The sequence below is a fragment of the Nocardia sp. NPDC050718 genome, assembly GCF_040654235.1.
Lineage (GTDB): Bacteria > Actinomycetota > Actinomycetes > Mycobacteriales > Mycobacteriaceae > Nocardia.
Genome location: NZ_JBFAHQ010000004.1, coordinates 535,344 through 560,802, shown reverse-complemented (window position 1 = coordinate 560,802; position 25,459 = coordinate 535,344). Strand labels below are relative to the sequence as shown.

The following is a 25,459-nucleotide window of genomic DNA, read 5'->3' as shown; positions in this document are numbered from 1 at the left end:
CGAGATGGGCGGCCGGGAGGTCGTCGACCTGGACCGCGCCGAAGCTATGCGGCTGGTGGCGGAGGCGCCGTTCGGGCGGGTGGTGTTCACCCGCAACGCGCTGCCCGCGATCCGCCCGGTCAACCATCTGGTCGACGAGCACGGCGTGATCATCGTCCGGACGCGGCTCACCGCGCGGCTGACCGGTGCGGTGGCCGGCAACTCACCGGTCGTCGTGGCCTACGAAGTCGACGACATCGATCCGGTGCGGCGCATCGGCTGGTCGGTCACGGTCACCGGGTTGGCGCGCACCGTCACCGACCCCGTGCGGGTCGCGCATTACGAACGATTGTTGCGGCCGTGGGTCGGCCGGGTGATGGATACCGTCGTCGCCATCGAACCCGAGATCGTCGCGGGCGTGCGGCTGCTCGCGCGGCATCGTCGTTGACCCGCGGGACAGATGTCTCAGCGGCGGTCGAGGATGATGAGCGGGATCTCGGTGGCGTGCAAGACGGTTCGGCTGACGGACCCGAAGCCGTCGCGCCCGCCCCGCCGGTGACTACCCAGCACGAGCAGCTGCGCGCGAGCCGACTCGCGGAGCAACCGCTGTGCCGGATCGTCGCCGGTGACGATCCTGGTGATCGGCACGCCCGGATACTTCTCGCCGTACCCGACCAAGGTGTCCCCGAGGAGCCGATGCGTGTGCTCGGTCATCTGGGATTCCCGCAGTCCGGGCGCGGGTTCCCCCCACGCGCGCAGCGCGACGAGGCCGACACCCCGGCGGGCCGCCTCCTCGATCGCGACATCGAGCGCGCGCTCGCTGCCCGGCGAACCGTCGAGCCCCACCAGCACGGGCAGCCGGTCGGACGCGGGACGTCCGGGCTGGGGAACGACCGCGAGCGGACAGAGTGGTCGTCGCGCGAGGGCGGTGCTGACCGAACCGAGGAGCGTGCGCTCGAAGGTGCCGAGACCGCGGGTGCCGACCGCGAGCAGCTGGGCGTGGCGGGCACGGCGGCGCAGGGCCGCGACCGGGCCCGGGCTGACCACCGACGTCTCCACGTCGAGGTGATGCGGTGCGGCTTCGGCGACGGCGATCGATGCGGCCCGGGCGACCGCGGCGTCACCCGCGTCACGGAAACTCTGCTGGTCGATCGACACGATGCCCGCCCGACCCAGATCCCACCCCGAACTCATCGCGGACACCACCTGCAACGGCGCACCCCGCAGCACCGCGGTCCTGGCCGCCCACCGCACCGCGCCGAGCGCGCAGTCGGAGCCGTCGACGCCGACGACGACGGGATCGCTGTTCGATGCTGACATCGGATCTGCCTCACTGCTCGGCCAGGGATAGCGCAGCCGATTCTCGCGCGCCCGATCACCGACCGGAGAGGGCCGAAATACCCTCCTCGCGAGGACTTCGGTGGACTGATCGGAGCCACAGGGACCCTCGGCTGAACGGTCCGGGGTCTCGACGGCTACCAGTCACCGGTGCCACCAGTATCGGCCGACCTGTCGCGACGCTCGTTCGGCAGGTCCAGGGTGTCGAATCGGTGAGCAGCCCAGATACGGCGGGAGAGTTCCTCGGGGTAGGGCTGGGTGACCGGTTCGGTGTCGTAGACGCGGGTGGTTCGGGACTGTGGATCGTAGGGTGCCCAGCCTGGTTCGCCTGTGGTCGCGAACCGCACCCAGTCGCCGCGCATGTGCTGGGCCACGTGCGGGAATTCGTTCGCGGCGTTCGGGTGGGCCGAGCGGTGGGCGCGGATTTCTTCGGGGGTGAGGGTGCCGAAGAGGAGCAGGAAGTCCAGGCAGTGCGAGGCGCCCTGGTCGGCGTTGAAGCTCCACGCCAGTTCGTAGAGCCAGACGGGGCCGCCGCCGGTGTGGGCGGCGTCGGCCAGATGGAGGCTGGGCATCCGAAACAGCCAATCGGTGTGGAGAACTTCGAATCGTCGGCTGGGCGTGGCGTCCGGGTAGGCGGCGCGGTAGCAGCGGTCGCCGTCGGTACCCGGGGCCAGGTAGTCGAAGGCCGCGGCCACGGCCGCCGGGGTCGGCTCGCTGCCGGGCCGGGACGAGTAGAGCCGGAACTCGTCGCGGGTGTGGCCGATGAGCAGGTCCACCTCACGCGCGGCACCGTCGGCGACCCCACTCCACGGTGTGCACGGCAGCACGTCACCGTCGACGACGGGCGAGAACGGGGTGGGCGTGAGTGCCATCGGGCCCCAGACCTCTACGAACTCCGTCATTTTCGCGATCACCGCGCTGGTCGCGTCGGTCAAGGCCCGGGGTGGTAGCCGGACGAGGGCGGAGCGGGTGGCTCGGACGCCGAGACGGGCGGCGATCGTGGTCGAGATCGCGGCGGCGAGCTGTGGCGTGAAATAGGTGCCGGGCATGCTCTGGCTGATCGCCCGGCGGAACAGTCCGGCCGCCCTCGGCATGACGAGCAACGCCGCGATGGACGCGGCACCGGCGGATTGGCCGAAGACGTGACAGCGGCCGGGTCACCGCCGAACGCGGCGATATTGTCCTGAACCCAGGCCAAGGCGGCGATCTGGTCGAGGAGTCCGCGATTGTCCGGGGCACCGGCGAGATGGGCGAACCCGTCCACCCCGACGCGATAGTTCATGCTGACCACCACCACACCGGCCGCGGCCAGCAGCGCGCCGTCGTAGTGCGGGTTGGCGGTGTTGTTCTCCAGATAGGTGCCGCCCTGGATCCAGACCATCACCGGCAGTTTCGCGGCACCGAGGTCGGGTGACCAGACATTGAGGGTCAAACAGTCCTCGGATCCATCGTCCGTCCGGCCGGACACCGACGACATCACCGCGCCGACGCTCCGGACCTGGGGAACCGGCGGACCGAACCGCCCCGCATCGCGAACTCCGTCCCACGACCGGGCGGGTACCGGGGCGGCGAACCGTCGTGCGCCGACCGGTGGTTCGGCATACGGGATTCCCCGGAAGACCGCGACAGCACCTTCCCACCGCCCGCGCACGACGCCCGCTGCCGTACGGATCGCAGGTCCGACGTCCACGCAGTGCTCGCTTTCCCTAGGTCAGTGCCCCTCGATGCACTGAAACTATCAGCCCCGCAAGGGAAGTCGAGGAACGCAAACGCGCCGATCGGTCGGTGCGCGAGCGGATAACCGGTCCTGCCGGACGGTCGGCGGCGCCCAGAGGACGCCGATCGCTGTCGACGGTCGGCGTCCCGGGCGATCGCTCCTATCCTCGGTGGTCGACCCGGCTCACCTCAGGTGACGGGCGAAGAACCGGTTCCCCGCGTCTCCCTCGAACCGCGGGACTCCGGTGTGCCCGCCCATGTTCGCGTGCAGGGTCTTCTCCTTCGAACCGAAGGCGTCGAACAGGTCGAGGGCCTGTTGCCGGTCGTTTCCTTCGTCGTCCCACTGGAGCAGGACCTGCAGCGGAATGGTGAGCTGCCGGGCCTCCTCGACGATGGCGCGGGGCACGAAACTACCGGCGAACAGGAGGGCGGCGGCGATCCGGGGTTCGACCAGCGCGAGGCGCACGCCGATCGAGATCACCCCGCCCGAGAACCCGACCGGGCCACCGATCCCGGGCAGCGCGAGCAGGGCGTCCAGGGCGGTCCGCCATTCCGGGACCGCCTGTTCGACCAGCGGCAGAACGAGCCGGTCGACGATCTCGTCGTCGACCGCCCTGCCGGACTCGAGGGCTCTCCGCAGGTCGGCGCGAGCCTGGTCCGCGGCGGCGGAGCGGGGACGCGCACCGGCACCGGGGAGTTCGATGGTGGCCGCGGCGAAGCCCGCCGTGACCGTTTCCCGGGCCCGGGCCGCGAGCCGGGGATACAGGGCGGGTAGTCCGCCGGGGTGGCCGACGAGGATCAACGGCGCCGGTGCGGCGGTGGATGCGGGCGTCCACAGGATGCCGGGGATCTCACCGAGGGTGAATTCGCGTTCGAGGACACCGTCGTCGAGGCGGCGTTCGGAAGTGAAGTGCATGGTCGTGCCTTTCGGGAGTGCTGTGCGGCGCTCCCGGACGACCTATCGTCCGACCGTGACCCCGAAGGGGAGCACCCATGTCGAAACTGCGTTCACGGGTACCACCTCCTCGTTCTCTCACACGGCTTCCGGAACGGTAGCAGTGGCCGCCGTCGTCCGCCAACAGGTTTTCTCGACGGTGCCGCACGGCTCAGTTCAGGTAGGCGGTGAGGTGGGGGACCGCGTCGGCGACGTGCTGGGCCGTGATCGGCTCGGCGACATAGGTGAAGGTCCAGTCACGGTCGGCGCGGCGGAGGGTGCCGAGGACCAGACCGGTGTGGGAGTGCGCGGTCGCCAGATCGATGCGGGCGAGTTCGGTGCCGGTGACACTGTCGAGGACACGGCAGAAACCGTTCTCGATCCGGTCGAAGGGCTGGCCGGTGTAGCAGGTGATGAGGAAGACGATGGTGGTGACGGCGGGGTCGAGCCGGGTCAGGTCGGTGACGATGAGTTCGTCGTCGCCGTCACCGACGCCGTCGACGCTGTCACCGAGGTGCCGGATGGCGCCGTCGCGCGAGGTCAGTTGTTCGTGATAGGCGATGTCGACGAAGTCCTGTCCGCGGAACGACAGCGCAGCCGCGTTGAGATCGATGTCCTTCGCGCGGCGCCGGAACTTGCCCGAGCGCACGGGATCCCAGCCGAGACCGAGGGTGACATGGGTGAGAGTGGTGCGGGGGACTGCTCCGGGCATGTGCTGCTCCTGGTCGATCGGCTGCGGCCGGCTGCCGTTCGGATCCCCCGGCCCACATCCCCGCAAACATCTCACACCTCGACCGGGAGCTGGGCCTCGGTGGGCGGGCGCCCGGCGCGCAGGCGGGTGATCTCCGAACGGGCGAATTCGACGCGCGGCGTCTCGGCGCCCCGGTCCGCGGCCAGCGCGTCGGCCAGGTCGAAGATCGCGTCGAGTACCCGGTCGTTGCGGGCGCGGCCCGCCCGGCCCGCGCCGGTCTTGCGGAAGGCCCTGCGGCCCTTGGCGTCGGCGCACGCCGCTGCGGCTTCGTTCTCGGTGATCGTGCCGTTCTCGACCTCGGGCGCGAGGATCTGGGCCAGGAACTCCCGCTCGCGGGGCACCGTCGTGCGGAAGACCGCGACGGCGATCGACAGGGCGACGATCATGGTGCCCACGATGACCCCGATTCCGCCCAGCGCGCTGTTGCCGGCGAAGTTGGCCATCGAGTCCCAGAATCCGTGCAGCAGCATGGCGATCGCGATCAGGGCGGCGCCGCGGCCCACCCGGCGGGGTTCGGCCGGACGTCCCAGCAGGTACACCAGCCCGGCGCAGAACAGCGCGGTGTAGAGCAGGTGGCCGGTGGCGCCGGTGGCCACCCGCAGGACGACGGTGCTCATCGACGCGTCGACCTGATTCGCGCCGAACTGCGAAGCACCGGAGTTCATGCCGTAGGCGATGTCCTCGATGATCTCGAAGCCCAGACCGAGGAACGCGCCGACGATGAAGCCGTCGAACGCGGTCCGGATCAATCGGGGCGCCAGGGCGATGATCAGCAGCAGCCCGAACCCCTTGGCGGTCTCCTCGGTGAACGGCGCGGCCAGGCTCGCACCCCAGTCCTGCGCCCAGGCATGGCCGAAAACCTTGGCGTAGATACCGATCAGCGCGTCGTTGGCGTAGGAAGCCATGGCCCAGGTGGCGGCGAAACCCCCCCAGCAGAACGCGGCGACGAGCAGTTTCGTCGGCTGGCGGGCATAGCGGTCGATATGGGCGACGAACCACCAGAACAGCGCACCGTAGACGGCGAATACCGCGGCGGTGACCGCGATCGCGCGACCGTAGGCGGGGTAGCTGCTCGCGATCCGCGACACGAACAGCAGTGCACCGGAACCGGTGATCAGCACATACACCCAGAACGCGAGATTGCGCGGCTGGTAGAAGGTGAAACCGCGACCCCAACCGGAGTTCTCGATGGCGAGGAACCTGGCCTGTGCCGAGTCGAAGGTGGTCATCGTGTGGCTCCGATGCGGTCGATGCTCGCGATCATGTCGGCGACTTCGCCGAGCAGATCCTGACCCGGCTGCGCCGGTCCGACGGCGACGACTTCGATGCCGGTGCCGTCGACGACGAAGGCGCCCAGCACACCGTCGACCGTGGCGGCCGCGTACCGGGTGATGACGCCGTCCACGCCGCTGCGCGTGGTGATGGCGGTCGGCTCGCCGGACGCGGTCAAGCCCGTGTCGAGAAGTTCGTCGGTGCGTTCGATCTGGGCGAGCAGGGCGCGGGGGTCGCCGTCGAACTTGCCGGTGCGGACCACGAATTGGGATCCGCCGCGGGCCAGCACCGCCTGTGGGGGATAGCCCTGACCGCTGGGCTCGTCATCCCGCCGTTCGCCGGCGATCAGCGACCAGCCGCCGGCGGCGGTGAACCCCACCTGTCCTTGCAGCGCGATCACATCGCCCGTGGTGGTGACGTCCTTCTCCGGGATCGCCGCATCGATCTGTGGCAGCAGGACACCCTGCACGAAGGCCAGGGCGAGCACGATGAGTGCGGGCAGGATGGTCCGCTTGTCCATGCCGAGCCGGCGGCGGTCGACGGGGACCCAGCGGTCGCCCGGGTCGAAATACCGCTCCGAGAAAGCCTGTTCGGATTCTCGCTGATGTGTACCCATGGGGACTCCGTGATCGTTCGGGGCGACACCGCGGCGGTGCGGGTCAGGACGCCGGATTCGTGGTCGGCTCGATGCTGTGACGCTTGACGAGCAGCACGATCGCCAGCAGCGGGTAGACCAGAATCGGCAGCAGTGTGCCCGGATACATGGTCTGATCGGCGAGGATGACGGTCCCGGTGAGCAGGGTGAAGTCGAACAGGCCGTGCAGCACCGAGTTGACGGTGTTGCCGCGGCTGACCCGGCGGGTCAGGTAGAAGAAGTAGCCGGCCAGGCTGACGATGATCGCTTGCGGCAGCGCGCTGATGCCGTGCGTGACCCCGTTGGCCAGGTGCACCGCGCCGAACACGATGCTCGACCACAGCGCGACCCTGCCCTCGGTGAGTCCGTGATCGCGCAGCACCAGAACGCCGATGCCACGGAACATGCCTTCCTCGCCCCACCCCACGAACTGTGTGGCGATCAGCAACACCAGGACATACAGAAAGCCCTTGTCGGCCAACGCGCTGTAGTTGATCCCGAAGACGATCGCGACGATGAAGACGATCGGCACGATCCGCACCCACGACCGAGTCGGCCGATCGTCGTGCAGGACCGGCCGCAACCAGCCCAGATAGCTGATCACGCCATAGGTGAAGGCCAGGGCCGCACCCAGCGGGATGATCATGCCGAAGAACACTCCCCGGGTGGAGAGGAAGTCGTCCTCGCCGCTGAGCGCTGTCATCAGCAGCCCGCCGAGCTGGATGATCGCGAGATAGACGATCACGATCAGAGCGAACATCGGATAGGACAGGCGGCGGCCGACCCTCGTCGCCGATGTCACGGTTTCTGAGGTGTCCATGCGGGAAACATAGCTGTTCGGGATCGCACCCGCAGCGATCACGAAATCTTCAGCAAACTCCAGAATGTGCATCTGGCGACTGTTCAGCTAATCGTCGGGCATGGAACTTGCCCAGATAGTTCTGGTGATCCGCGTCGATCGCGTCGCTAATCAGGTGCGAAGTCCCGCTCTGGGCAATGTTCAGCATTCGGCGCCGATATCCAACCGCAACGAGGCTCGGACCGCGAATGTCTCGGCCACACCACTGCCCGCGCTCGGCGTCGCCTGGCCCGGCTCGATGCGGCGTGATCCAAGCAGCGCCCGACGGCGGGGGAGGTCTGGCCGGGCAGGAGTCTCCCGACCCCGACAATCTCGTCACTGTTCTCAGGAATAGTACGGAAGTACCACCGACCACAGTTCTCGCATGGTTCCGTAGCAGTTACGTTGCGTTGGAAGTGACCAAACGTAAACGGAAATAAATCAAGGTACTCGAGATCTGCCCGTAAGTCTGACCGCCGATAATGTTCACTTATCGGCGGCTAGAAGCTGGACCGTCCGATCCGAGCCCCCAAGGGGCGACACGGTTTTCGTTTCGTCTAATTCGTAATGAATTGACGAAACCAACGTTACGATTCTTCCGTGTCGAGCGTCTGCAACTATCCGGGCTGTGCCCGTCCCATCACCCGTGGCGGCGGCCCGGGTCGTCCCTCCGAATACTGCGATCACCCGGACCACACGCGATGGCGCGCGTGGCGGGAAAGGCAGCGCCTGCAACAGGAGTCGGAGGGTGGGGCCGAAACCGTCACTGTGACGACTCAGGGGCCGGTGACCGTGGCGCGGTTGCGGGCCGATGAGCTGCTCGGTCAGTTCCGTGGCCTGGCCGAGCAATTGGGCACGACGCTGAATGCGGCGGTGGCCGAACTGTCGACGCTCGGTGACCCGTCGGTGGCCGAGGCCCAGGTCCAGGCGGTGCAGGCCGATGCCGCGCGGCGGATCGCGGAAGCCGACATGACAGCGGTCGCCGCCGAACAGGCACGCCGGGACGCGGAGGAAGCGCGGGCCCTCGCCGAATCGGCGGCCGAGGATGCGGCCGGCGCGGCCGAGGACGCCGAGCAGTTGATCGCCGCGGCGCACGCGGCGCGCGACGAGGCGCTGGCCGAGGTGGAACGGCTGACGAAACAGGCCGCCGACGAGGTGTTCGCGGCGCGCAGCGCGGCCGAGGCCGACGTACGCGCCGCGCACCGCGACGCCGCCGAGGAGATCGAGCGGATCCGGCAGGATGCCGCCGAGCACACCGCGCGGGCCGAACAGCGAGCCGACGCCGAGATCACCCAGGTCCGCCGCGAGTCGGAGGCGCGGGTCAACGCCGCCCAGGCCGAACGCGATCTGGCGGTGCAGCGGGCCGCCGACGCCGACCGGGCGACCGAGCGGGCCGAAGCGGCAGCCGCCGAACGGGTGGAAGCCGCGAGTGAGGCGCGAGAGGAATGGCGCAGGGCCAGAAGCGAACTCGAAACCACCCGGGCAGAGCTCGATCGCACGCGCGCCGAACTCGCCGACCTGCGCCGCACCGCCGCCGCCGACGCCGAGACCTGGCGGACCGAATCGGCGGCCGCGCTGGACCGGGTCAGGGCCGAGACCTCGCAGCGCCTCGCCGCGCTCGACGACGCGCGCACCCAGATCCTCGCCCGTGCCGAACGTGCCGAACGGCAACTCGACGAACTGCTGGCCGCGACCCGATCGCCGGTCGAGGCGAACGGGCTAACCGGCGCGGGGAGCGGCGTACTGGACTAGCGTCAGCGCCATGACCGAACAGCCGGGACCACTGGAGTCCACCCGCGAGTTCGCCGCCGTCGACCTCGCCGCGATGCTGAACGAGGACGAGGACACCTACACGGGTCCGTCACCGCGGATCCGGATGATCGCGATCCTGGTGGTGGCGACCCTCGTCCTCGGCGCGGGCGCCACCACCCTCGCGATCCTGCTGTCCTGACCTACGCCGGGCGGGCCAGCGGAGTGTCGGGATCGCCGGAGTTGCGCAGGGCCACGATCTGGTCGGGAACCCAGTAGATGCGGCCGAACTCGAACTCCTGGTATTTCCCGTCGTCGTGGGTGATCTCGTCGGAGGCGGGCCAGCCCAGCTGACCGTTCTCGAACCCGGCCGCCGACCAGCGCGCGCCGATGGCGCCGTGCACGCGGTAGCCGGGCCGACCGGCCCGCCGATAGACGGCGCCGCCCTGGAACGCTTGCGCCAGTCCCGGCCCGGTGCCGCGTGGGTCGGGGAGTTCGGTGTGCTCGGCGATCGGGTAGCCCAGCGGTCCCGCCTCCCAGCCCAGTTCGGCGAACTTGGTCATGATCGCGGTGGGGACGGCGTGGGCTTCGGTGGCCGGGTGCCAGTAGATGTAGCCGTGCTCGAACTCGGCGAACCGGCCCACCCCGTCCGGGGTGGGGATCTCACCGACGGTGCGGCGCGCGCCCAGCCACGGGGACGCCGCGGCGCGGTCGTCGATGGCGTTCGGTGCGGTGCCAGCGAACGCGGCGACATGCGCGGTGAAGACGTCCCACGGGAAGTTCGGGCCGACGTCGGTGTGGCTGCCGATGCCGAGTGCCCTGGTCACATAGTTGTGGTCGGTGATGCCGTCGGCGACGTGATAGTCGGGGGCGATCACCTCGGTCGGATACCCGTGCCGGTGGGCGTTGCGCACGGCGATGTAGGCGGCGATGCGCAGGTCGTCGTCGATGGCCAGCCAGTCCTGGCGGGACCAGGCGACCCGGCTGCCCGCGAAGCACAGGTTCACGGTGAACGGGTTGGCCGAGAGCACCGACCAGGAGGCGCGTTCCTCGGGCACGACCCGAACCAGGATCGCGTCGCGCAGCGTGTAGTGGTAGGAGACGCCGTTGGCCGGATTGTTCAGGTAGGCGGCCAGTGATTCCGCGGTGCCGTTGCCCTCCTGGGTGTGCAGGATGAAGTTGGTGATCCGGGCACCGTCGCGGGAGGAGTGCGAGGGACCGAGCCGGTCGAGTTCGGTGAACTCGGGGCTCGTGACGGAGCGGTCCAGGCTCCACTGCCCGAAATCGGGGGCGAGGATGTCGTCGACATCGACGTGCGTGCCGTCGATGATCGGGCCCGGATTGCTCGGGGTGTCGATCACCCGCTGGTAGAGCACCGCTCGTGGCTCACGCTCGGTGCCCGACCAGGCGCGCGTCTGCCACACCCAGCTGAATCCGCCGCGGCCGCCGACCACGCCGTCCTCGATCGCCCAGGCGCACACCCGGGAATGCCCGTAGATGCCGGTCCATTCGGTGCCGAGGACGGCGTTGACGCCACGGAAGAACTCGACGGCGGTGCTGTTCCACTGCGACAGCGCGATGTCCTCGTCGACGGCGAAGAAGATCGGCGCACGGCGCGGCGCGCCGAGGCTCAGGTGGGTGGCGAGTGCCTGCTCGGCCATCCGCCTGCCGCCGTCGAAACCGGTGGTCCAGTCCGACGGGGTGGGATCGCCCGGTTTGCCGTATTGCCAGATCGACACGATGTCGAGCCCCGCGGCTTCCAGCGCGCGGGCGTAGTCGGCGGTGATCGGTTTGGCGCCGAAGTTCGCGCCGGGCCTGCTCGGCGCGACATAGGCGAGGACCGCCGAGTGCCCGGCCGCGGCGATGGCGGCCGGATCGATGAGACGGGCGGCGAAATCGACAGCTGTGGACATGGTTGACCCCCTGCATGACTGCATATCCGTTGGCATGGTTCACGCTCGCACCCCGCGCGACGGCGGCGGGGTTACGCTGGTACCCGAGAATCGGTACCGGGTGACCGAGGATCTCACCCTGCACCCATTCTAAGCGAAACACTCAGCAGCACACCGTGATTCGCCGACGATGGGCACCCTACCCGGCCGGGCCGACAGGCAGGAACGGCGAGAATCGGGCCGTACGCGGGGGCTGTGCGACACAGCGGTCGTCGTCGCGATTTCGGCGTCGCCGGTGCGTCGCGAAGATCGGGTACGGCGTGTCGCGAATCCGGTTGCGGCGCAATGGTGGCGGCCGGGCCGGGCGCCCTGTTGACTGGTATCCATGGCTCCCACCGCTCGACCCAGCAGGCAGCGACGACCAGGGGTTCCCGGCCCCGCGGTGTCGCCGGCGGAACTGGTCGTCGTCACCACGGCGACCGGTCCCGAGATCACGCCGATCGCGTTGCGGGAGAACCGCTCCGTGCGGGCCCGCGTCGACGAACTGCTGCCCGCCGAGACCTACCTGGTGCCGATCTTCGGACCGGACAACCGGCTGGCGGCGCGGCTGGCCGAGACCCCGCAGGCACCGGTCGCGGGGGAATACCTGAGCTACTACACCGTGCGTGGGCAGGTGGGTGATCTCGCCGAACTCGCGGATCGGCTCCGCCGGGACGACACGGTCGCGGCCGCCTATGTGAAGCCGGCCGCCGAACCGCCCCTGGCCCCGCTGGCCGAGAACACCCTCGCGCCGGACGCGCCGGCGGCCACGCCCGACTTCCGCGACCGACAGGGCTACCTGGACCCGGCGCCGACCGGGATCGACGCGACCTGGGCACACACCCGGCCCGGTGGACTCGGGACCGGGGTGCGGGTGATCGATGTCGAAGGCGCCTGGCGGTTCACGCACGAGGACCTGCGGCAGAATCAGGGCGGCGTCATCGGCGGCACCGCGTCGGCCGATCTCGGCTGGCGCAATCACGGCACCGCCGTCGCCGGGGAGATCAGCGGTGACCGCAACGGCTTCGGCGTCACCGGCATCGCGCCCGAGGCCCACATCAGGGCGATCTCGATCTTCGGGATCGGTTCGGCGACCGCGATCCGCTCGGCCGCCGACGCGCTCGACCCCGGTGACGTCCTGCTCATCGAACTGCACCGTCCCGGACCCCGATTCGACTACGCGGGCCGACCCGATCAGCGCGGCTACATCGCCGTCGAATGGTGGCCCGACGACTTCGCCGCCATCCGCTACGCCGTCGGGCGCGGCATCGTCGTGGTGGAGGCCGCGGGTAACGGCAACGAGAACCTCGACGACCCCGTCTACGACGCGCGCCCCGGCGATTTCCCCGCCACCTGGCACAACCCGTTCCGCGGTGGCGACACCGACTCCGGTGCCGTCCTGGTCGGCGCGGGGGCACCGCCGCCCGGCCTGCACGGCCGCGACCACGGCCCCGCGCGCTCGCGGCTCCCGTTCTCCAACTACGGTGCCCGCCTCGACGTCCAGGGCTGGGGCCGCGAGGTCACCACCACCGGCTACGGCGACCTCCAGGGCGGCACCGACGAAGACCTCTGGTACACCGACGAATTCAGCGGCACCTCCAGCGCGTCCCCGATCGTGGTCGGCGCGGTCGCCGCCTATCAGGGCATCCGCGCCACCGGACCGGGGCGGGCGACCCCGGACCAGGTTCGGGCGCTGCTGCGCGCCACCGGCTCACCGCAAACCGCGGCGCCGGGCCGGCCGATCACCCAGCGCATCGGCGCCCTGCCGGATCTGCGCGCGATGACCGACCACGGGTAGCCTTCGGCATGGCCGTCATCCACCGCACCACCCTGACTCCGAGCAAGCTCGCATTGATCGAGACGCTATTGCCCCGGCGACCGTGGTATCGAGGCCAGTCGCCGCGCCTGCGCAAGGTGGGCGGATTCCGGCTCGACGATCCCGCGGGTGCGGTCGGTATCGAATTCGTACTCGTCGTCGACGATTCCGCCGACGGCCCGGTGCTGTACAACGTGCCACTGACCTATCGCGGCGCCCCGCTGCTCGACGGCGACCGTGCGCTGGTGGGAACCACCGAGCACGGGGTGCTCGGCAAGCGGTGGATCTACGACGGCACCGCCGATCCGGTCGCCCTCGGGGTGGTGGTGGAACTGCTGAGCGGGCGCGCGGTGGCGCAGGCGCAGAATCACAGCGACACGCCCGACCCCTCGGTCCTGGTGACGCCGGCCGACATCCTGCCGAGCGGCATCGGCCTCGGTGCCGCGGTCGACAGTGACACGGCGACCGAGGTACCGATCGGTTCCGCGGGCGCTGTCCTGCGGTTTCCGCGTCGCCTCTCGGGTCGACCGTCCGGTGCGCCGGGGTCTGTCGCCGCGCCCTACGACCTGGGCGGGGAACGGCGGGCCGCGGTCGAGGTGGTCGCTCTGCTGCCGGGAAAATGAGATGTGCCGTGCCGGGCCGGCATGGGAGGGTACGGGGATGGCATCGGCGAAGAGCATCACCGTGCGATCGGCTACCAGTGCGGACGCGGACGCGATCATCGGATTGCAGGAGACCGGGTTCGGGATGCGGTACGGGGCAGATGAGCTCCCGTATCGGTGGGAGTTGTTCCCGATCGAACGGTCACTGGTCGCGGTCGACGGTGACCGGGTCGTCGGGCACACCGTCGACAGGACCATGACGGTGACAGTGCCGGGGGAGCGGCAGGTGCCGGCGTGCGGGGTGTCGGGTGTCGCGGTCGCGCCGACGCATCGGCGGCGGGGCATCCTGCGCGAGCTGTACACCGCCCAGCATGCCCGCACCGAGGCCGACGGCCTGCCGTTGACGATCTTCACCGCCAGCGAGGCCACGATCTACGGCCGGTTCGGCTACGACCCGGCGATCCTGTCCACCACGATCTCCATCGACCGCCGCCGCGCCGAGTTCCGCTCGACCACGCCAGATCCCGGTGGCGTCGAGATGGCCACCCTGGCCGAGGCCGCGCCGCACATCCGGGCGATCTACGAGCGCTGGCAGGCGACGGTGCCGGGCGCCCAGGTGCGGCCAGACGCCAAATGGGACCTGTTCTTCGCCGACGTGGAACGCCATCGCGACGGCGCCACCACCCTGTTCACCCTGGTCCACCCCGACGGGTACGCCCTGTATCGGCGGCGCTGGCGCGACGGCCGGGCCACCGCGTCGGTGTGGGAATACCGTGCGCTCACCCCGGACGCACACGCCGCGCTGTGGCGGGTGCTGCTCGGGCTGGACCTGGTCGAGACCATCGATGTCGAGATCGCCGACGACGATCCGCTGCCGTACCTGCTCGCCGATTCCCGCGCGGCGCGCGTGACCGATCGCGGTGACTCGCTGTGGGCGCGGCTGATGGATGTGCCCGCCGCCCTCACCGCCCGCCGCTACCGGCACGACCTGGACACGGTCCTGGCCGTGCACGACCCGTTCCGGTCGGCCGGTGGCACCTTCGCCCTGCGCGTGCGTGACGGTGTCGCCGAGTGCGAACCCACCACCCGCCCGGCCGCGCTCGGTCTCGACATCAATGTCCTCGGCGCGCTGTACTTCGGTGCGCATCGGGCGGCGAGCCTGGCCGCCGCGCATCGTGTCCGGGTCGACGACGCGGCGGCGCTGCGGAATCTCGACGTGGCGTTCACCTCGGAGCGCGCGCCGGAGTTGGGCTGGTTCTTCTGACGAGCACGTGGATGCCCGGTCGGGGCGAGTGATCTGGGCAGCTCACCGAGGACCTCGGGGGATGGGTTTCCGGTAGTAACCGCCGAAAAGAACCAACGGATACGCGTAGCCGGTAACCGGTCGCTGGTGAGGCCCGGTTCGGCCTGCGGTGATGGCTGATTGCTGGTTGGTGTTGGCTCCCAACGCTATTGGTTGGTGTGGGAGGTCGGGTTCGTGGCGACGCGGGTGTTCGCGGATGAGGAATTGGCGCGTTTGACGGAAACCGTCCGGCTGGACGCCTCGAACTCGCAACAGTTGATTACAAGCCCCTGCCAGTCAGTCGGAGACCTCTGCTCGTCGCCACTACAGTCTCACCGACTGCCACCACGCCAGCATTGGATCACTGGTCAGGTTATCTCCGGTGTCCGCCGCGTAGACAAGTGTGTTCGATCTGGCCGGGTCATTTTCGAACGTGACGACGATCTCGGCCCTCATGGCCGTCGGGAATGCTGGTGGCGGATACGCAAGAGCCGACCAGTGGTGGGCGGTGAATGAGGTGCCCTGCTTGGTGCCCGGTGTGGCGGTATTGCTCGGCAGTCCTGCCACCACCGATCGTGCGGTAGCGGCCGAGTCGAATACGAGCAGAGAATACTGCAGTTGGCGATGTTCGCTGATGTACTTGATGCAGTACCAGTTAGTCGATACCGGCGCATTCTTCAACGCCCCTTTTTCCAGCGGCACCATACTACTGCCGGGGGCGCAATCTCCGGTGTCGTCTTTGGCTAGGAGCGTGGGATACGCGTTGTGTGCTTTCTCGGCGAGGCGAGCAGTCGTGTCGTCCGGCCGCCACAGTAGACCCTTGCCGAGTGCCAATGCGGCTATGAGTGCCACGACGCCCGCCACGAGGAAGAACGCCTTGGTGCGTTTAGGGTGCCATGGTCGATTCCGGTGTTGGTGTGGTGCGATGGATCCGACACCGTGCATCGGGCTGTGGTTCGGTGCGGCGGCCATCGCATGGTTCTGGGCCGATGCTTGCGGCGGATGGTAGACGGTCGGTGCCGGTACCTGCTCCGCGCGTACCTGTGTGGCCTGCCCCGCGGCGGCGCGAACGGCCTGGGCGAAGTCACCGCACGTGCGGTAGCGGTCTTCGGGGCGTTTGGCCATGGCCCTGGTGAGTACACCGTCCAACGCGGGGGGTAGCCCCTGGCGTCGGGTCCGTAGCGACGGTGGATCGAGCTGGAGGTGCCCGCGGATGACCTCACCGGGATGCTGGGCATCGAAAGGCCCTGTCGCGGTGAGGAGTTTGAACAGTGTGCACGCCAGCGAGTACTGGTCGGTCGCGGCGGTGACCGGACCGCCGGTCAGCTGTTCGGGCGCGGCATAGGCGACGGTCGCGGTGAAGGTGCCGGTTCTGGTCAGATGGCTGGTGTCCTCGCGGAGCCGGGCGATGCCGAAGTCGGTGAGGAAGACGCGGTCGATGTCGGCGCCGGCGTGGGTGAGCAGGATGTTGGCCGGCTTCACGTCACGGTGCACGATACCGCGCATGTGCGCGAAATCGAGTGCGGCGGCGATGTTCTCCACGATCAGGATCGCTGGTTCGAGTGCGGTTGTGCCGAGGCCGGTCGCGTCGATGCCGTCGATGTATTGCATCGAGATCCACGGGTAACCGGATTCGACTCCCCGGTCGTAGATGGTGACGATGTTGGGATGCTCGAGCTGCGCGACCAGGTCGGCTTCGCGCTCGAATCGCGCCCGAATCTCGGGGTCGGTGAGCAATTCGCGGTTGAGCAGCTTCACAGCGGTCGTTCGCGGCAACCGCGGATGGCCTGCCGAATACACCGCGCCCATGCCGCCCTGCCCCAGCAGCCGGTCAATCCGGTATCCGGCGAAAAGATCTCCGCTGGTCAGCACGAACGCTCCCCTTTTCTCCTGATGTCCGCCGAAGGCCCACCCTGGTACCTGCCGTGGCCATCATCTACCGCGACAGACTACCGACTGGGGCTGCCCGGGAACCGAACGCTGCGGCCAGCTGGACCCGGTACGACTCCGGCCCACGAGCCCGGAATCCGTCCGGCTGGGCACCTCGAACTCACGACAGTTGATTACGAGACCCTGCCAGTCCGGAACCCCGAGATCCGCACCGTCCCGAGGTTCTGGACCGACCCGGGCCAGGCCTCGACGAGTCGCTGTCGAGCCGGCGGACCGTGTTTCGGACCCGGTGGTGCTGCACGGAGGTGATCGGCCTCGATGAACCTGTTGTTCTGGTCAGCAGGTGCTGGGTGCGGGGATTGCGGCGAATCGGTCGCGTAACCATTGGACGGCGCTGCCGAGGTTGAGGATGAAGGCGTTGGCGATGTGACCGGTGCCGGTGCCGGGCAGGGTGGTGGGGAACGGCGATTCGGCGAGTTGAACGGTGGCGCCGTGGGCGCACCAGTCGGCGGCGAGGCGGCGGACCTGGTCGGGTTCGACGATGTCGTCGCCGGAGCCGGTGGTGACGAGCACGGGTGCGTTCGGGGTGAGGGTGCCGAGGCGGAGTTGCGCGAGCGCGGCGGAGATGACGGGGTCGGCGACCGCGGCGTCGCCGAGGGGGCGGCCGCTGACGGTGAAGCCGTTGGTGGGGTGTAGCCCGTAGCGGGGGGCGAGTTCGGGGATGCATTCGTCGGCGACGGCGGCGAGCATGGCACGGCCGTTGTCGTTGACGATGGCGTCGATCGCGGGGCCGGTGTCGGGGAAGACTGCGCGTAGTCCGTTGAGGACCTGGCCGGTCAGCGCTTTGAAGATGTTGTGTTCGAAGTAGGGCAGTTGGACGAGCAGGTCGGCCGGGGGTGCGCCGACATAGCTGCCGCGGACCGGTAGTTCGGGGGCGTATCCGGCGACGTGTTCGGCGGCGGCCCCGGCGGCGTTGCCGCCTTGGGAGTAGCCCCAGAACGCGACCGGTGCGTCGGCGGGGATGCCGGTGCCGGGCAGACGTCGGGCGGCGCGGACGGCGTCGATGTCGGCGTGCGCTTCGGCGATCGGGTTGAGGTAGGTGTGCACGCCGGGGGTGCCCAGGCCCTGGTAGTCGGTCACTGCGACCGCGATGCCCTGTGCGAGCAGCAGGGTGAGGAAGGCGTACTCGTATTCGGCCATCACGTCGAGCGGCGGCGTGTAGTGCACGAGCTCGCCGAGCAGGCGCGAGGGTGCGCATTGGTCGCCTTGTCCGTGCGTGCCGACGGTGAACCCGACGATCGGGCGCGGCCCGGGCCCGGTCCAGGGCGCGGCCGGGTCCAGCACCGTGCCGGTGACCGCGACCGCCGCGCCGTGGGTGTCGGTGCTGCGGTACATGATCCGGGTCGCGCGTGCAGGCAGCGGCAGAATCGGCGTCAGCGGTTCGGTGCGGATCAGGTCGCCGGGCTGTCCGTCGGGAAGAGGACCGGGCGGGGTGTAGAACTCGGTGGCCGGGGCAGGCTGTGCCAGCACGACGGGTGGACCCGCGAGCAGGACGGCGAGCGGGATCGCCGCGAGCAGAACAAGTGGCCGGAGACGCATCGTCGGGTCCTTCCGTAACCGGGAGCCCACCGGGTCCCGGGTTCTGATGATCTGGCTGTGCAAGGTTTGCCGATAGCGGTTGCCCGGCCCAGGTTCAGGCCTTCTCGGGTGGTGCGAAATCGGCCGTGGAGTCGGTGGATGTCGGTGCCGAGGTCGATAGTGCGTCTGCGCGAGCGCTGCGGACAGGGCGGTCCGGGGCCAGGGCGCTCACAAGTCGGTGCGCCCGGGCACGGCGTCGGGGAACTCGTGTTGGTTCACGGTGGGGGCCACGACGGCGAACACGAGGCGGTTCATCTCCTCGGCCAAATCAGGAAGGGTTGCGGCACTGTGATGCACGAGGTGATGCACGATCATCTCGTGCAGCCCGCCGACGAGGACGTGAACCGTTGTCCGGCTCAGTGGCGGCAGGTCGGGGGATAGTTGTGCGCGCAGCGCCTGCATGCCCGGGGTGGCCTCGTCGACGAATCGGGCGATGGCGGCATCGCGCCGACGGCGTACCTCCTCGCCCGCTCCGAGGACCTCGAGGAAGAACATCCTCGTCGCGGCGGGGGTGTGGGACAACAGCGTGAGCAACGCCAGGCAGACGCGCGCGAGGTCGGCCGATGGGGCGACTTCTCCCGGGTTCCTCGGCACCATGCCTGCGTCGCGGAGCCATCGATCGAACGCGCGATAGGCCGCGACCACCACGTCCTGTTTGGAGTCGAACATCTCGTAGAAGGTCTTGCGGGACACGCCGGCGCCTTTGGCGATGTCCATCACCGTCGTCGCAGCGTAACCGCGTGTTCCGAACAGTTCGATCGCGGCGTTGATGATCCGCGCCGACTGGCTGTCTGCGACCTGTTCGCGACTGAGGTTGTGTCGGTGACGCGGAAGGCTGCCGTTGTGCTCGTCCGGCACGATCTCGCCGCCGACCGCCTCGAGCATGGTAGTGCCTCCTCGTCGATCACGTCACCGCTGTGGTGAGCCTTCGCAGGTCCATGTTCCTTTGACAATCCAGAAACACACTGTACTTTAACTCATGGAACCAGGTACAGACCGATTCTGGTTCGGATGCAGGCCCCGCGCCGCCGCGGGTCTCGGTGAAAGGACACGGCAATGACCACACGACGCGGACTCGACATCGGTTGGGATGGCACCTTGGGCAGCGACTGCCGGGACGTGGTCGAGTGCCCCGTGTCCGCAGCGGGTGAGCGCGTTCGGTCGATGCGGATGGCGGCATCGAGTGAGGTGGCGTTCGGATGATCGGCGCCACAGAGGTCCACGCCGTGATCATCGGTGCAGGAATGTCGGGCATCGCGATGGGTGTGGCACTGAAGAAGGCCGGTATCGACGATTTCGTCATCCTGGAAAAAGGCAGCGACGTCGGCGGTGTCTGGCATTGGAACCGGTATCCGGGCCTGACCTGCGATGTTCCGTCGCATCTGTACCAGTACTCGTTCGCGCCGAAGCCGAACTGGTCACGACTGTTCGCCCCTGGCACGGAGATCCAGGCATACCACCGCCAGGTGGCCGACGATCACGGCCTGGGTCCGCACCTCGTGACCGGCACCGAGGTGGTCTCGGCGGTCTACCGCGCGGGAGGATGGGATGTCGCGACCGCGGCAGGGGATCGCTATCGGTGCGACTTCCTCGTCGCTGCGACCGGTGTTCTGCACCATCCCGCCGTCCCCGAGATCGAAGGACTCGACAGCTTCGCCGGTCCGGTGGTGCACACCGCGCGGTGGGATGAGGGCCTGGACACCGACGGCAAACGGATAGCGGTGATCGGCACCGGTTCGACCGGTGTGCAGGTCGTCGGCGCACTGCAGCCCCGCGCGCGGACCGTCGCCCATTTCACGCGTACGCCGCAATGGATCCTGTGGGGGCCGATGGGCCTCACCCAGCCAAAGCTCGTCGGGGAACTGCTGGCGCGGGTGCCCTACGCCGAGCGCCTGTTGTACCGCGTGTTGTTGCAGGCGTCGGGAATCCTCGCCGATATCACCACCACGCCGAGTTGGCGGCGCAGCCTCGCCCAGTCGCTTGCCCGCATGCATCTACTGCGCGTGCGCGACCGTGCGTTGCGCCGCAAACTCACTCCCGACTACGAGCCGCTGTGCAAGCGGCAGGTGGTGTCCGGCAACTACTACTCGGTCGTGCAGAAGCACAACGTCGAGCTGGTGGACTCGGGGATCGCACGGATCACTCCGACGTCTGTCATCACGGCCGACGGCGTGGAGCGTGAGATCGACATCGTCGTCCTGGCCACCGGATTCGCGGCGCACAACTACATGCGTCCGATGACGCTGGTCGGGCGTGACGGCCTCACCATCGACGACGCCTGGGCGAAGGGGCCGCGCGGCTACCGGATGACGGCTATCCCGCGTTTCCCGAACTTCTTCACGATGCTGGGCCCCAACTCGCCGATCGGATCGGTGTCGCTGCAGTTCACCGCCGAACTCACCGCTGCCTACATCGTCCAGATCATGCAGCGTTTCCGGCGCGGGGAGTTCACCGAGATCGAACCGACCCAGGCCGCCACCGACGAGTTCAACGAGCAGGTCCGCGAAGCCATCGAACCCACGATCTGGCACACCGGCGGCTGTAACTCCTGGTACCAGAACGAGGACGGCACCATCGACCTGTGGCCCTTCGACCGCAAAACCATGGCGACGATGCTCGCCACACCCGATGATCGCCATTTCCATTTCACCCGGTCCTGATACGGCACAGGCAATCCCTGCACCACTTGCCGAGCGAGGCATCGAAGGTGCCCGACCCGTCGCTGAGCATCCGCGACGGGTCGATCGCGTCCTGGCCCTGCGCCGAACCGTGCTGCTGCGCGCGCACGCCGAGCCCAGCTGAATTCGCTCGTCGACGGCGGCGGATCCGGTCAGCCGGACGGCGCCCTCTCTGCGGCAGCGGCTGACGTGAACCGGCGGGCGCACGCGCGGCGCGCCGGGCAAATCTGCGGCTATCGGGTGTGGCGCGCCTATCGTGAGGGAATGCCCGTGAACGACGGGGAGGGAAATCCGGTACCGGACCGAACCCGGCAGGCGATGGTGATCGCCGGCGGGTGCTCGTTCGTCCTCGGCATCGCGACGCTGCTGTGGCCCGGCCGCAGCGAGTCCACGCTGGCCCTGCTGTTCGGTGTCTCGCTGCTGCTCAGTGCCGGAATCCAGGCCTATCTCGCGGTGGTGGCGCGGATCGCGTTCGTGCTGCGGGTCCTGGTGCTGGTGAGTGCCGTGCTGACCGTCATCCTGGCGGCGCTGGCCTTCGGCGGCGGGAACATCGAGCTGCTGGCGCTGTGGATCGGGATCGGCTGGTCGGTGCGCGGCATCGTGCAGGCACTTGTCGCGGCCTGGGACACCGCGGTGACCGACGGCTGGCTGCACGAGATCTGCGGTCTGGGCACGACGGCGATCGGGATCACCATGATCGCGATGAAGTTCGAGACCGTCACGGGACTGGCCACGGTTGCCGGCAGTGCGCTGGTGGTGATCGGCGTGCTGGAACAGCTCGCGGGTGGGATGCTGCGTACGGCACTGCGCGGTGTGCGGCGTTCACAGCCGGACACCGGCACCCTCCCAGGGTCGGCCACCGCAGGGCAATAGTAGTGAATCCCACACTCGCAGAGCGTGTTTCGATGTTTACGCGAACGCGCGGACAACGCGACATTGCGGGCAGCGGAGCGGGTGCTGAACACTGCGTGCCCGGCCGTTCACCGCTGGGGTAACTGTGCTGCGCGCCGGTAGCGTGGCCCGCGGCGTGCGCACGGGAGGGCCCGGTGGACGCGCGCCGTCGTCCGCAGCCCGAAGTGAGCCCAGGAGAAATGTGGTGTCGCGCGTAACCCCCGGCGAAGCCGCCGATACCGTCCAGCGTGAAGAGCTGGCAATGCGGCGCATGACCGAGAGTCTGGTCGAAGACCTGTCCGAGAACGTCCCCGCCGACCAGGTGACCTCGGCGGTGGGTGCCGCGCACCATCGATTCGCGGGCAAGCCGATCCGGGAGTTCGTGCCGATCCTGGTCGAACGGATCGTGCGCAGCGAACTGGCCGATCCCGACCCGACGGTGCGGGTGCCCGCCCCGGCGGCCGGTGTCCGGCCCGCCGAACCCGATCCGGCGCCCGACAAGCGGCAGGAGAATTCGGCCGCCGACCGGGCCGGGCAGCTGGTGAGCAGGCGTGGCGTGCTGCCGCTGTCGATCGGTGCCGTCACCGTCGTCGCCGCCGTCGCGGCCGCGGTGATCCTGCTACCCGGCGGCGGCGACACCCCGGCCGCCGCGCCGACGGGCGCTCCGGTGACGGTCGTGCGCGGCGTCGTCGGGTCGGAGAAGGTGTCGTTCTTCCAGGACGAGCAGGTGGTGAAGGTCCTCGCCGACAACGGCATCCGGGTCGAGGTCGAGCCGGCCGGGTCGCGGCAGATCGCGACCACCGTCGACCTGGACCGCTACGACTTCGCGTTCCCGTCGAGCAGCCCCGCCGCCGAACGGATCCAGCGGCAGCGCAATGTCACCACCAAATACACCCCGTTCGCCTCGCCGATCGCCATCGCCACCTATCGGCCGATCGCGGATCTGCTCACCGCGGCGGGCGTGATCAAGCCGGGCCCGGTCGCCACCTTCGACATGAACCGGTACCTGGAACTGGCGGGCACCGGCGTGCAGTGGGACGACCTGCCCGACAACACCGTCTACCCGGTCGAGAAGAACATCCTCGTCTCGACCACCGATCCGCGCAGCTCCAACTCCGCGGCCATGTACCTGTCGATCGCGAGCTACGTCGCCAACGACCACACCATCGTGCGCGGCGCCACCGCCGAACAGCACGTGCTGCCCGCGCTGTCGAAACTGTTCCTCGCCCAGGGCTACACCGACAACAGCAGCGAAGGCCCGTTCACCCAGTACCTGACCAACGGTATGGGCCCGACCCCGCTGGTCTGCATCTACGAGGCCCAGTTCGTCGAGGCGGCGGGCAAGGGCAAGATCAAGCCGGACATGGTGCTGACCTACCCGACCCCGACCGTGCTGTCGAGCCACACCCTGGTCCCGCTGACCGGCACCGGCGACAAGATCGGCAAGCTGCTCACCGAGAACCCGGAACTGCGTCGCCTCGCCGCCGTCCACGGGTTCCGCACCGGCGACAACGCCCAGTTCACGGCGATCGCCGCCGAGCGTAACGTCCCGGTGCCCGCCGACCTGATCGACGTTGTTGACGCCCCCGCCTACGACACCCTCGAGCACCTGCTCGACGGAGTGGCCAAGTCCTACAACTGATCTCCGCATCGCATCGGGTGCCGCGCGGCCGTTCGCCGCGCGGCACCGCTGCGTTCGGTCCGCGAAGTCATCGCCGTGCTCCGTGCCGGTCCAACGGCCTTTCGCGGTGGACATTCGTGAGCTTGGCCGGGTTGCGGACGAAGTACAGGCCGGTGATCAGGCTGTCGTCGATCCGCAGTGCCACCACGCCGTCGATCTCGCCGTCGAGCCGGACGATCAGCGCGGGCCTGCCGTTGATCTGAGCCGGTGCCACCGAGGTGGTGCCGCCCAGCCACGCCGAACCCCCGGCCAGCACGCGGGCCACCCGGTCGGCGCCGACCACCGGACGCAGCAGAGCCTGTTTGACGCCGCCGCCGTCGCCGAGGAAGACGACGTCGGGCGCCAGCAGATCGAGCAGGCCTTGGAGGTCACCGGTGTCGACGGCCCGCTGGAACGCCCGGAGTGCGGCGCGGGTCTGATCCGGTGACGCCACTCCGCGTGGCCGGCGCGCGGCTACATGCACCCGGGCGCGGTGGGCGATCTGGCGGACCGCCACCGGGCTCTTGTCCACGGCGGCGGCGATCTCGTCGTAGGCCAGGTCGAAGACCTCGCGCAGCACGAACACCGCGCGTTCGACGGGGGCGAGCGTCTCGAGGACCAGCAGCATCGCCAGGGAGACGCTGTCGGCCAAGGCGATGTCCTCGGCGATATCGGGAGCGGTCAGCAACGGTTCGGGCAGCCACGGCCCGACATAGGACTCGCGGCGCCTGCCGAGGACACGCAGACGCCGGATCGCTTGGCGGGTGGTGATGGTGGCCAGGAACGCGCGCTCGTCGCGGACCTCGCCGAGGTCGACTGTGGCCCACTGCAACCAGGTCTCCTGCAGGACGTCCTCGGCATCGGCGGCCGAGCCCAGCATCTCGTAGGCGACGGTGAAGAGCAGATTGCGCTGTGCGACGAAGGCCGCGGTGGCGCGTTCGCTGTCCCGCATGCCGGTCCTTTCCTCGGTGTCGACAGGTGTCGTACACGAGAGGCCCGCGACCGCCGTTCTGTGACATCTGCGGCGCATGGCGCTGCTCACACCGCGGTGGTGTCACAGCTGTCCGGGCGCGGGCTACTCGTGGTCATCCAGCACACACGCGGACAGGAGAACCGACATGGAGCACGAGATCAGGGACGAACAGAGTGGGGTCGCGCGGCGGATCGCCGTCTTCGGGGCGAACGGGCCCACCGGCAGGCTGCTGACCGGCCTGGCACTGGCCGCCGGACATCAGGTCACCGCGGTGACCAGGCGGCCGGAATCGTTTCCGCTGCGCCATGATCGGCTCCGGGTGGCGGGCGCCGACGTCCTCGACCCGGTGGCAGTCGACGAAGTGATCGCCGGACAGGACGCGGTGCTGTCGACGCTCGGGGTGCCCGCGGGCAAGGAACCGATCACCACCTACTCGCAGGGCACGGCCGCGATCGTCGCCGCGATGCGACGCCACGCGGTCCATCGTCTCGCCGTGGTGAGTTCGAGCGGCGTCGCCCCACAGCCCTACTCCGATGGCGGGTTCCTGTTCAACCGGGTACTGCTGCCCTACGTGACACGGGCGGCCGGCCGCACCCTCTACGACGACATGCGGCGGATGGAACAGCTGGTCGGTGACAGCGGACTGGACTGGACGATCGTGCGCCCGAGCGGGCTGTATCACCTGCCCGCACCCACCGACTACACCGTCGTCGACGGCCACGCCGACGGCCGATTCACCGCCCGCGTCGACCTCGCCGCCTACCTGCTGGCTCTGCTCGACGACGACCGGCACATCCACCGAACCGTCGGCATCATCACCACCACCGACACCCCGACCCTGCTCCGATGGCTCCGCACCGAAGCCCTCGCCGGACGCTGAAAATAGG

21 protein-coding genes and 1 pseudogene are annotated in these 25,459 nt (G+C 69.1%); 10 read left to right on the top strand and 12 right to left on the bottom strand.

All coding sequences use genetic code 11. From position 1 onward, the window contains the following. The first annotated feature begins 4 nt into the window (after window positions 1-4). Entirely contained in the window at window positions 5-427 is a 423-nt protein-coding gene (locus AB0H54_RS21570; protein ID WP_357347560.1) for a pyridoxamine 5'-phosphate oxidase family protein, read from the top strand. A gap of 17 nt (window positions 428-444) precedes the next feature. On the opposite strand, the gene AB0H54_RS21565 is transcribed toward AB0H54_RS21570, so the two are convergent. The 7 genes and pseudogenes from AB0H54_RS21565 to AB0H54_RS21535 all read right to left on the bottom strand — a co-directional run bounded on the left by AB0H54_RS21565 (window position 445) and on the right by AB0H54_RS21535 (window position 7,444). Then, a complete protein-coding gene (locus tag AB0H54_RS21565) occupies window positions 445-1,299 on the bottom strand; it encodes a universal stress protein (protein WP_357347178.1) in 855 nt (284 codons plus the stop codon). 155 nt (window positions 1,300-1,454) lie between these two features. Beyond that, window positions 1,455-2,968 (bottom strand): annotated as a pseudogene (locus tag AB0H54_RS21560) (carboxylesterase family protein). 249 nt (window positions 2,969-3,217) lie between these two features. Continuing rightward, window positions 3,218-3,949, bottom strand: coding sequence for an alpha/beta hydrolase (locus tag AB0H54_RS21555; RefSeq protein ID WP_357347176.1), 732 nt, complete (start codon window positions 3,947-3,949; stop codon window positions 3,218-3,220). Between the two features lie 190 nt (window positions 3,950-4,139). Next, window positions 4,140-4,679 (bottom strand): TerD family protein, encoded by a 540-nt coding sequence (locus tag AB0H54_RS21550; protein ID WP_355271992.1) that lies wholly within the window; start codon window positions 4,677-4,679, stop codon window positions 4,140-4,142. A gap of 71 nt (window positions 4,680-4,750) precedes the next feature. Beyond that, a complete protein-coding gene (locus AB0H54_RS21545; protein WP_357347174.1) occupies window positions 4,751-5,947 on the bottom strand; it encodes a PrsW family intramembrane metalloprotease in 1,197 nt (398 codons plus the stop codon). Continuing rightward, window positions 5,944-6,606: a hypothetical protein gene (locus AB0H54_RS21540; protein ID WP_357347172.1), complete on the bottom strand. Its 663-nt coding sequence runs from the start codon at window positions 6,604-6,606 to the stop codon at window positions 5,944-5,946. Before AB0H54_RS21540 ends, AB0H54_RS21545 begins: the two co-directional genes overlap by 4 nt. 43 nt (window positions 6,607-6,649) lie before the next feature. Continuing rightward, entirely contained in the window at window positions 6,650-7,444 is a 795-nt protein-coding gene (locus AB0H54_RS21535) for a CPBP family intramembrane glutamic endopeptidase (protein ID WP_357347170.1), read from the bottom strand. Between the two features lie 786 nt (window positions 7,445-8,230). On the opposite strand from AB0H54_RS21535, the gene AB0H54_RS21530 reads away from it, so the two are divergent. Then, complete coding sequence (locus AB0H54_RS21530; RefSeq protein WP_357347168.1) at window positions 8,231-9,214, top strand: hypothetical protein; 984 nt, start codon at window positions 8,231-8,233, stop codon at window positions 9,212-9,214. Window positions 9,215-9,224: 10 nt separating this feature from the next. Further along, window positions 9,225-9,413 (top strand): hypothetical protein, encoded by a 189-nt coding sequence (locus AB0H54_RS21525; RefSeq protein WP_355272000.1) that lies wholly within the window; start codon window positions 9,225-9,227, stop codon window positions 9,411-9,413. 1 nt (window position 9,414) lies between these two features. Here the strand turns inward: AB0H54_RS21525 and AB0H54_RS21520 are convergent, their stop codons facing one another. Further along, entirely contained in the window at window positions 9,415-11,124 is a 1,710-nt protein-coding gene (locus AB0H54_RS21520) for a glycoside hydrolase domain-containing protein (protein ID WP_357347166.1), read from the bottom strand. Between the two features lie 364 nt (window positions 11,125-11,488). Here AB0H54_RS21520 and AB0H54_RS21515 point away from each other — a divergent pair, with 364 nt between their 5' ends. The 3 genes from AB0H54_RS21515 to AB0H54_RS21505 are packed head-to-tail and all read left to right on the top strand — an operon-like array spanning window position 11,489 to window position 14,824. Beyond that, complete coding sequence (locus tag AB0H54_RS21515; RefSeq protein ID WP_357347164.1) at window positions 11,489-12,940, top strand: S8 family peptidase; 1,452 nt, start codon at window positions 11,489-11,491, stop codon at window positions 12,938-12,940. A gap of 8 nt (window positions 12,941-12,948) precedes the next feature. Then, the gene (locus tag AB0H54_RS21510; RefSeq protein ID WP_357347162.1) at window positions 12,949-13,581 is read left to right on the top strand and encodes a 1,4-alpha-glucan branching protein; all 633 of its coding nucleotides are present in this window, start codon (window positions 12,949-12,951) and stop codon (window positions 13,579-13,581) included. A 37-nt stretch (window positions 13,582-13,618) separates the two neighbouring features. Then, the gene (locus tag AB0H54_RS21505) at window positions 13,619-14,824 is read left to right on the top strand and encodes a GNAT family N-acetyltransferase (RefSeq protein WP_357347160.1); all 1,206 of its coding nucleotides are present in this window, start codon (window positions 13,619-13,621) and stop codon (window positions 14,822-14,824) included. A 342-nt stretch (window positions 14,825-15,166) separates the two neighbouring features. On the opposite strand, the gene AB0H54_RS21500 is transcribed toward AB0H54_RS21505, so the two are convergent. The 3 genes from AB0H54_RS21500 to AB0H54_RS21490 all read right to left on the bottom strand — a co-directional run bounded on the left by AB0H54_RS21500 (window position 15,167) and on the right by AB0H54_RS21490 (window position 19,255). Further along, window positions 15,167-16,714, bottom strand: a complete 1,548-nt coding sequence (locus AB0H54_RS21500) for a serine/threonine-protein kinase (protein WP_357347158.1) — start codon at window positions 16,712-16,714, stop codon at window positions 15,167-15,169. Window positions 16,715-17,068: 354 nt separating this feature from the next. After that, window positions 17,069-18,331, bottom strand: a complete 1,263-nt coding sequence (locus AB0H54_RS21495; protein WP_357347156.1) for a lipase family protein — start codon at window positions 18,329-18,331, stop codon at window positions 17,069-17,071. Between the two features lie 207 nt (window positions 18,332-18,538). Then, window positions 18,539-19,255 (bottom strand): helix-turn-helix domain-containing protein, encoded by a 717-nt coding sequence (locus AB0H54_RS21490; protein WP_357347154.1) that lies wholly within the window; start codon window positions 19,253-19,255, stop codon window positions 18,539-18,541. Between the two features lie 314 nt (window positions 19,256-19,569). On the opposite strand from AB0H54_RS21490, the gene AB0H54_RS21485 reads away from it, so the two are divergent. The 3 genes from AB0H54_RS21485 (at window position 19,570) to AB0H54_RS21475 (ending at window position 23,581) form a co-directional block, all read left to right on the top strand. Beyond that, the gene (locus tag AB0H54_RS21485; RefSeq protein WP_357347152.1) at window positions 19,570-21,030 is read left to right on the top strand and encodes an NAD(P)/FAD-dependent oxidoreductase; all 1,461 of its coding nucleotides are present in this window, start codon (window positions 19,570-19,572) and stop codon (window positions 21,028-21,030) included. Between the two features lie 282 nt (window positions 21,031-21,312). Next, complete coding sequence (locus AB0H54_RS21480) at window positions 21,313-21,921, top strand: DUF308 domain-containing protein (protein ID WP_357347149.1); 609 nt, start codon at window positions 21,313-21,315, stop codon at window positions 21,919-21,921. Window positions 21,922-22,201: 280 nt separating this feature from the next. Further along, window positions 22,202-23,581, top strand: coding sequence for a three-helix bundle dimerization domain-containing protein (locus tag AB0H54_RS21475; protein ID WP_357347558.1), 1,380 nt, complete (start codon window positions 22,202-22,204; stop codon window positions 23,579-23,581). A gap of 67 nt (window positions 23,582-23,648) precedes the next feature. Here AB0H54_RS21475 and AB0H54_RS21470 read toward each other — a convergent pair whose 3' ends face one another. Continuing rightward, on the bottom strand, window positions 23,649-24,551 hold the full coding sequence (locus AB0H54_RS21470; protein WP_357347147.1) for an RNA polymerase sigma-70 factor: 903 nt from the start codon (window positions 24,549-24,551) through the stop codon (window positions 23,649-23,651). A 166-nt stretch (window positions 24,552-24,717) separates the two neighbouring features. Between AB0H54_RS21470 and AB0H54_RS21465 the strand changes: the two genes are divergently transcribed. Next, window positions 24,718-25,452, top strand: coding sequence for an NAD(P)H-binding protein (locus AB0H54_RS21465; protein ID WP_357347145.1), 735 nt, complete (start codon window positions 24,718-24,720; stop codon window positions 25,450-25,452). Window positions 25,453-25,459 lie beyond the last annotated feature (7 nt).

What these genes read in the sequence shown, in the direction of transcription:
- AB0H54_RS21570 (WP_357347560.1), top strand. Translation starts at nt 5, where the DNA reads ATGGGCGGCCGGGAGGTCGTCGACCTGGACCGCGCCGAAGCTATGCGG.
- AB0H54_RS21565 (WP_357347178.1), bottom strand. Translation starts at nt 1,299, where the DNA reads ATGTCAGCATCGAACAGCGATCCCGTCGTCGTCGGCGTCGACGGCTCC.
- AB0H54_RS21555 (WP_357347176.1), bottom strand. Translation starts at nt 3,949, where the DNA reads ATGCACTTCACTTCCGAACGCCGCCTCGACGACGGTGTCCTCGAACGC.
- AB0H54_RS21550 (WP_355271992.1), bottom strand. Translation starts at nt 4,679, where the DNA reads ATGCCCGGAGCAGTCCCCCGCACCACTCTCACCCATGTCACCCTCGGT.
- AB0H54_RS21545 (WP_357347174.1), bottom strand. Translation starts at nt 5,947, where the DNA reads ATGACCACCTTCGACTCGGCACAGGCCAGGTTCCTCGCCATCGAGAAC.
- AB0H54_RS21540 (WP_357347172.1), bottom strand. Translation starts at nt 6,606, where the DNA reads ATGGGTACACATCAGCGAGAATCCGAACAGGCTTTCTCGGAGCGGTAT.
- AB0H54_RS21535 (WP_357347170.1), bottom strand. Translation starts at nt 7,444, where the DNA reads ATGGACACCTCAGAAACCGTGACATCGGCGACGAGGGTCGGCCGCCGC.
- AB0H54_RS21525 (WP_355272000.1), top strand. Translation starts at nt 9,225, where the DNA reads ATGACCGAACAGCCGGGACCACTGGAGTCCACCCGCGAGTTCGCCGCC.
- AB0H54_RS21520 (WP_357347166.1), bottom strand. Translation starts at nt 11,124, where the DNA reads ATGTCCACAGCTGTCGATTTCGCCGCCCGTCTCATCGATCCGGCCGCC.
- AB0H54_RS21515 (WP_357347164.1), top strand. Translation starts at nt 11,489, where the DNA reads ATGGCTCCCACCGCTCGACCCAGCAGGCAGCGACGACCAGGGGTTCCC.
- AB0H54_RS21510 (WP_357347162.1), top strand. Translation starts at nt 12,949, where the DNA reads ATGGCCGTCATCCACCGCACCACCCTGACTCCGAGCAAGCTCGCATTG.
- AB0H54_RS21505 (WP_357347160.1), top strand. Translation starts at nt 13,619, where the DNA reads ATGGCATCGGCGAAGAGCATCACCGTGCGATCGGCTACCAGTGCGGAC.
- AB0H54_RS21495 (WP_357347156.1), bottom strand. Translation starts at nt 18,331, where the DNA reads ATGCGTCTCCGGCCACTTGTTCTGCTCGCGGCGATCCCGCTCGCCGTC.
- AB0H54_RS21490 (WP_357347154.1), bottom strand. Translation starts at nt 19,255, where the DNA reads ATGCTCGAGGCGGTCGGCGGCGAGATCGTGCCGGACGAGCACAACGGC.
- AB0H54_RS21485 (WP_357347152.1), top strand. Translation starts at nt 19,570, where the DNA reads ATGATCGGCGCCACAGAGGTCCACGCCGTGATCATCGGTGCAGGAATG.
- AB0H54_RS21480 (WP_357347149.1), top strand. Translation starts at nt 21,313, where the DNA reads ATGCCCGTGAACGACGGGGAGGGAAATCCGGTACCGGACCGAACCCGG.
- AB0H54_RS21475 (WP_357347558.1), top strand. Translation starts at nt 22,202, where the DNA reads ATGCGGCGCATGACCGAGAGTCTGGTCGAAGACCTGTCCGAGAACGTC.
- AB0H54_RS21470 (WP_357347147.1), bottom strand. Translation starts at nt 24,551, where the DNA reads ATGCGGGACAGCGAACGCGCCACCGCGGCCTTCGTCGCACAGCGCAAT.
- AB0H54_RS21465 (WP_357347145.1), top strand. Translation starts at nt 24,718, where the DNA reads ATGGAGCACGAGATCAGGGACGAACAGAGTGGGGTCGCGCGGCGGATC.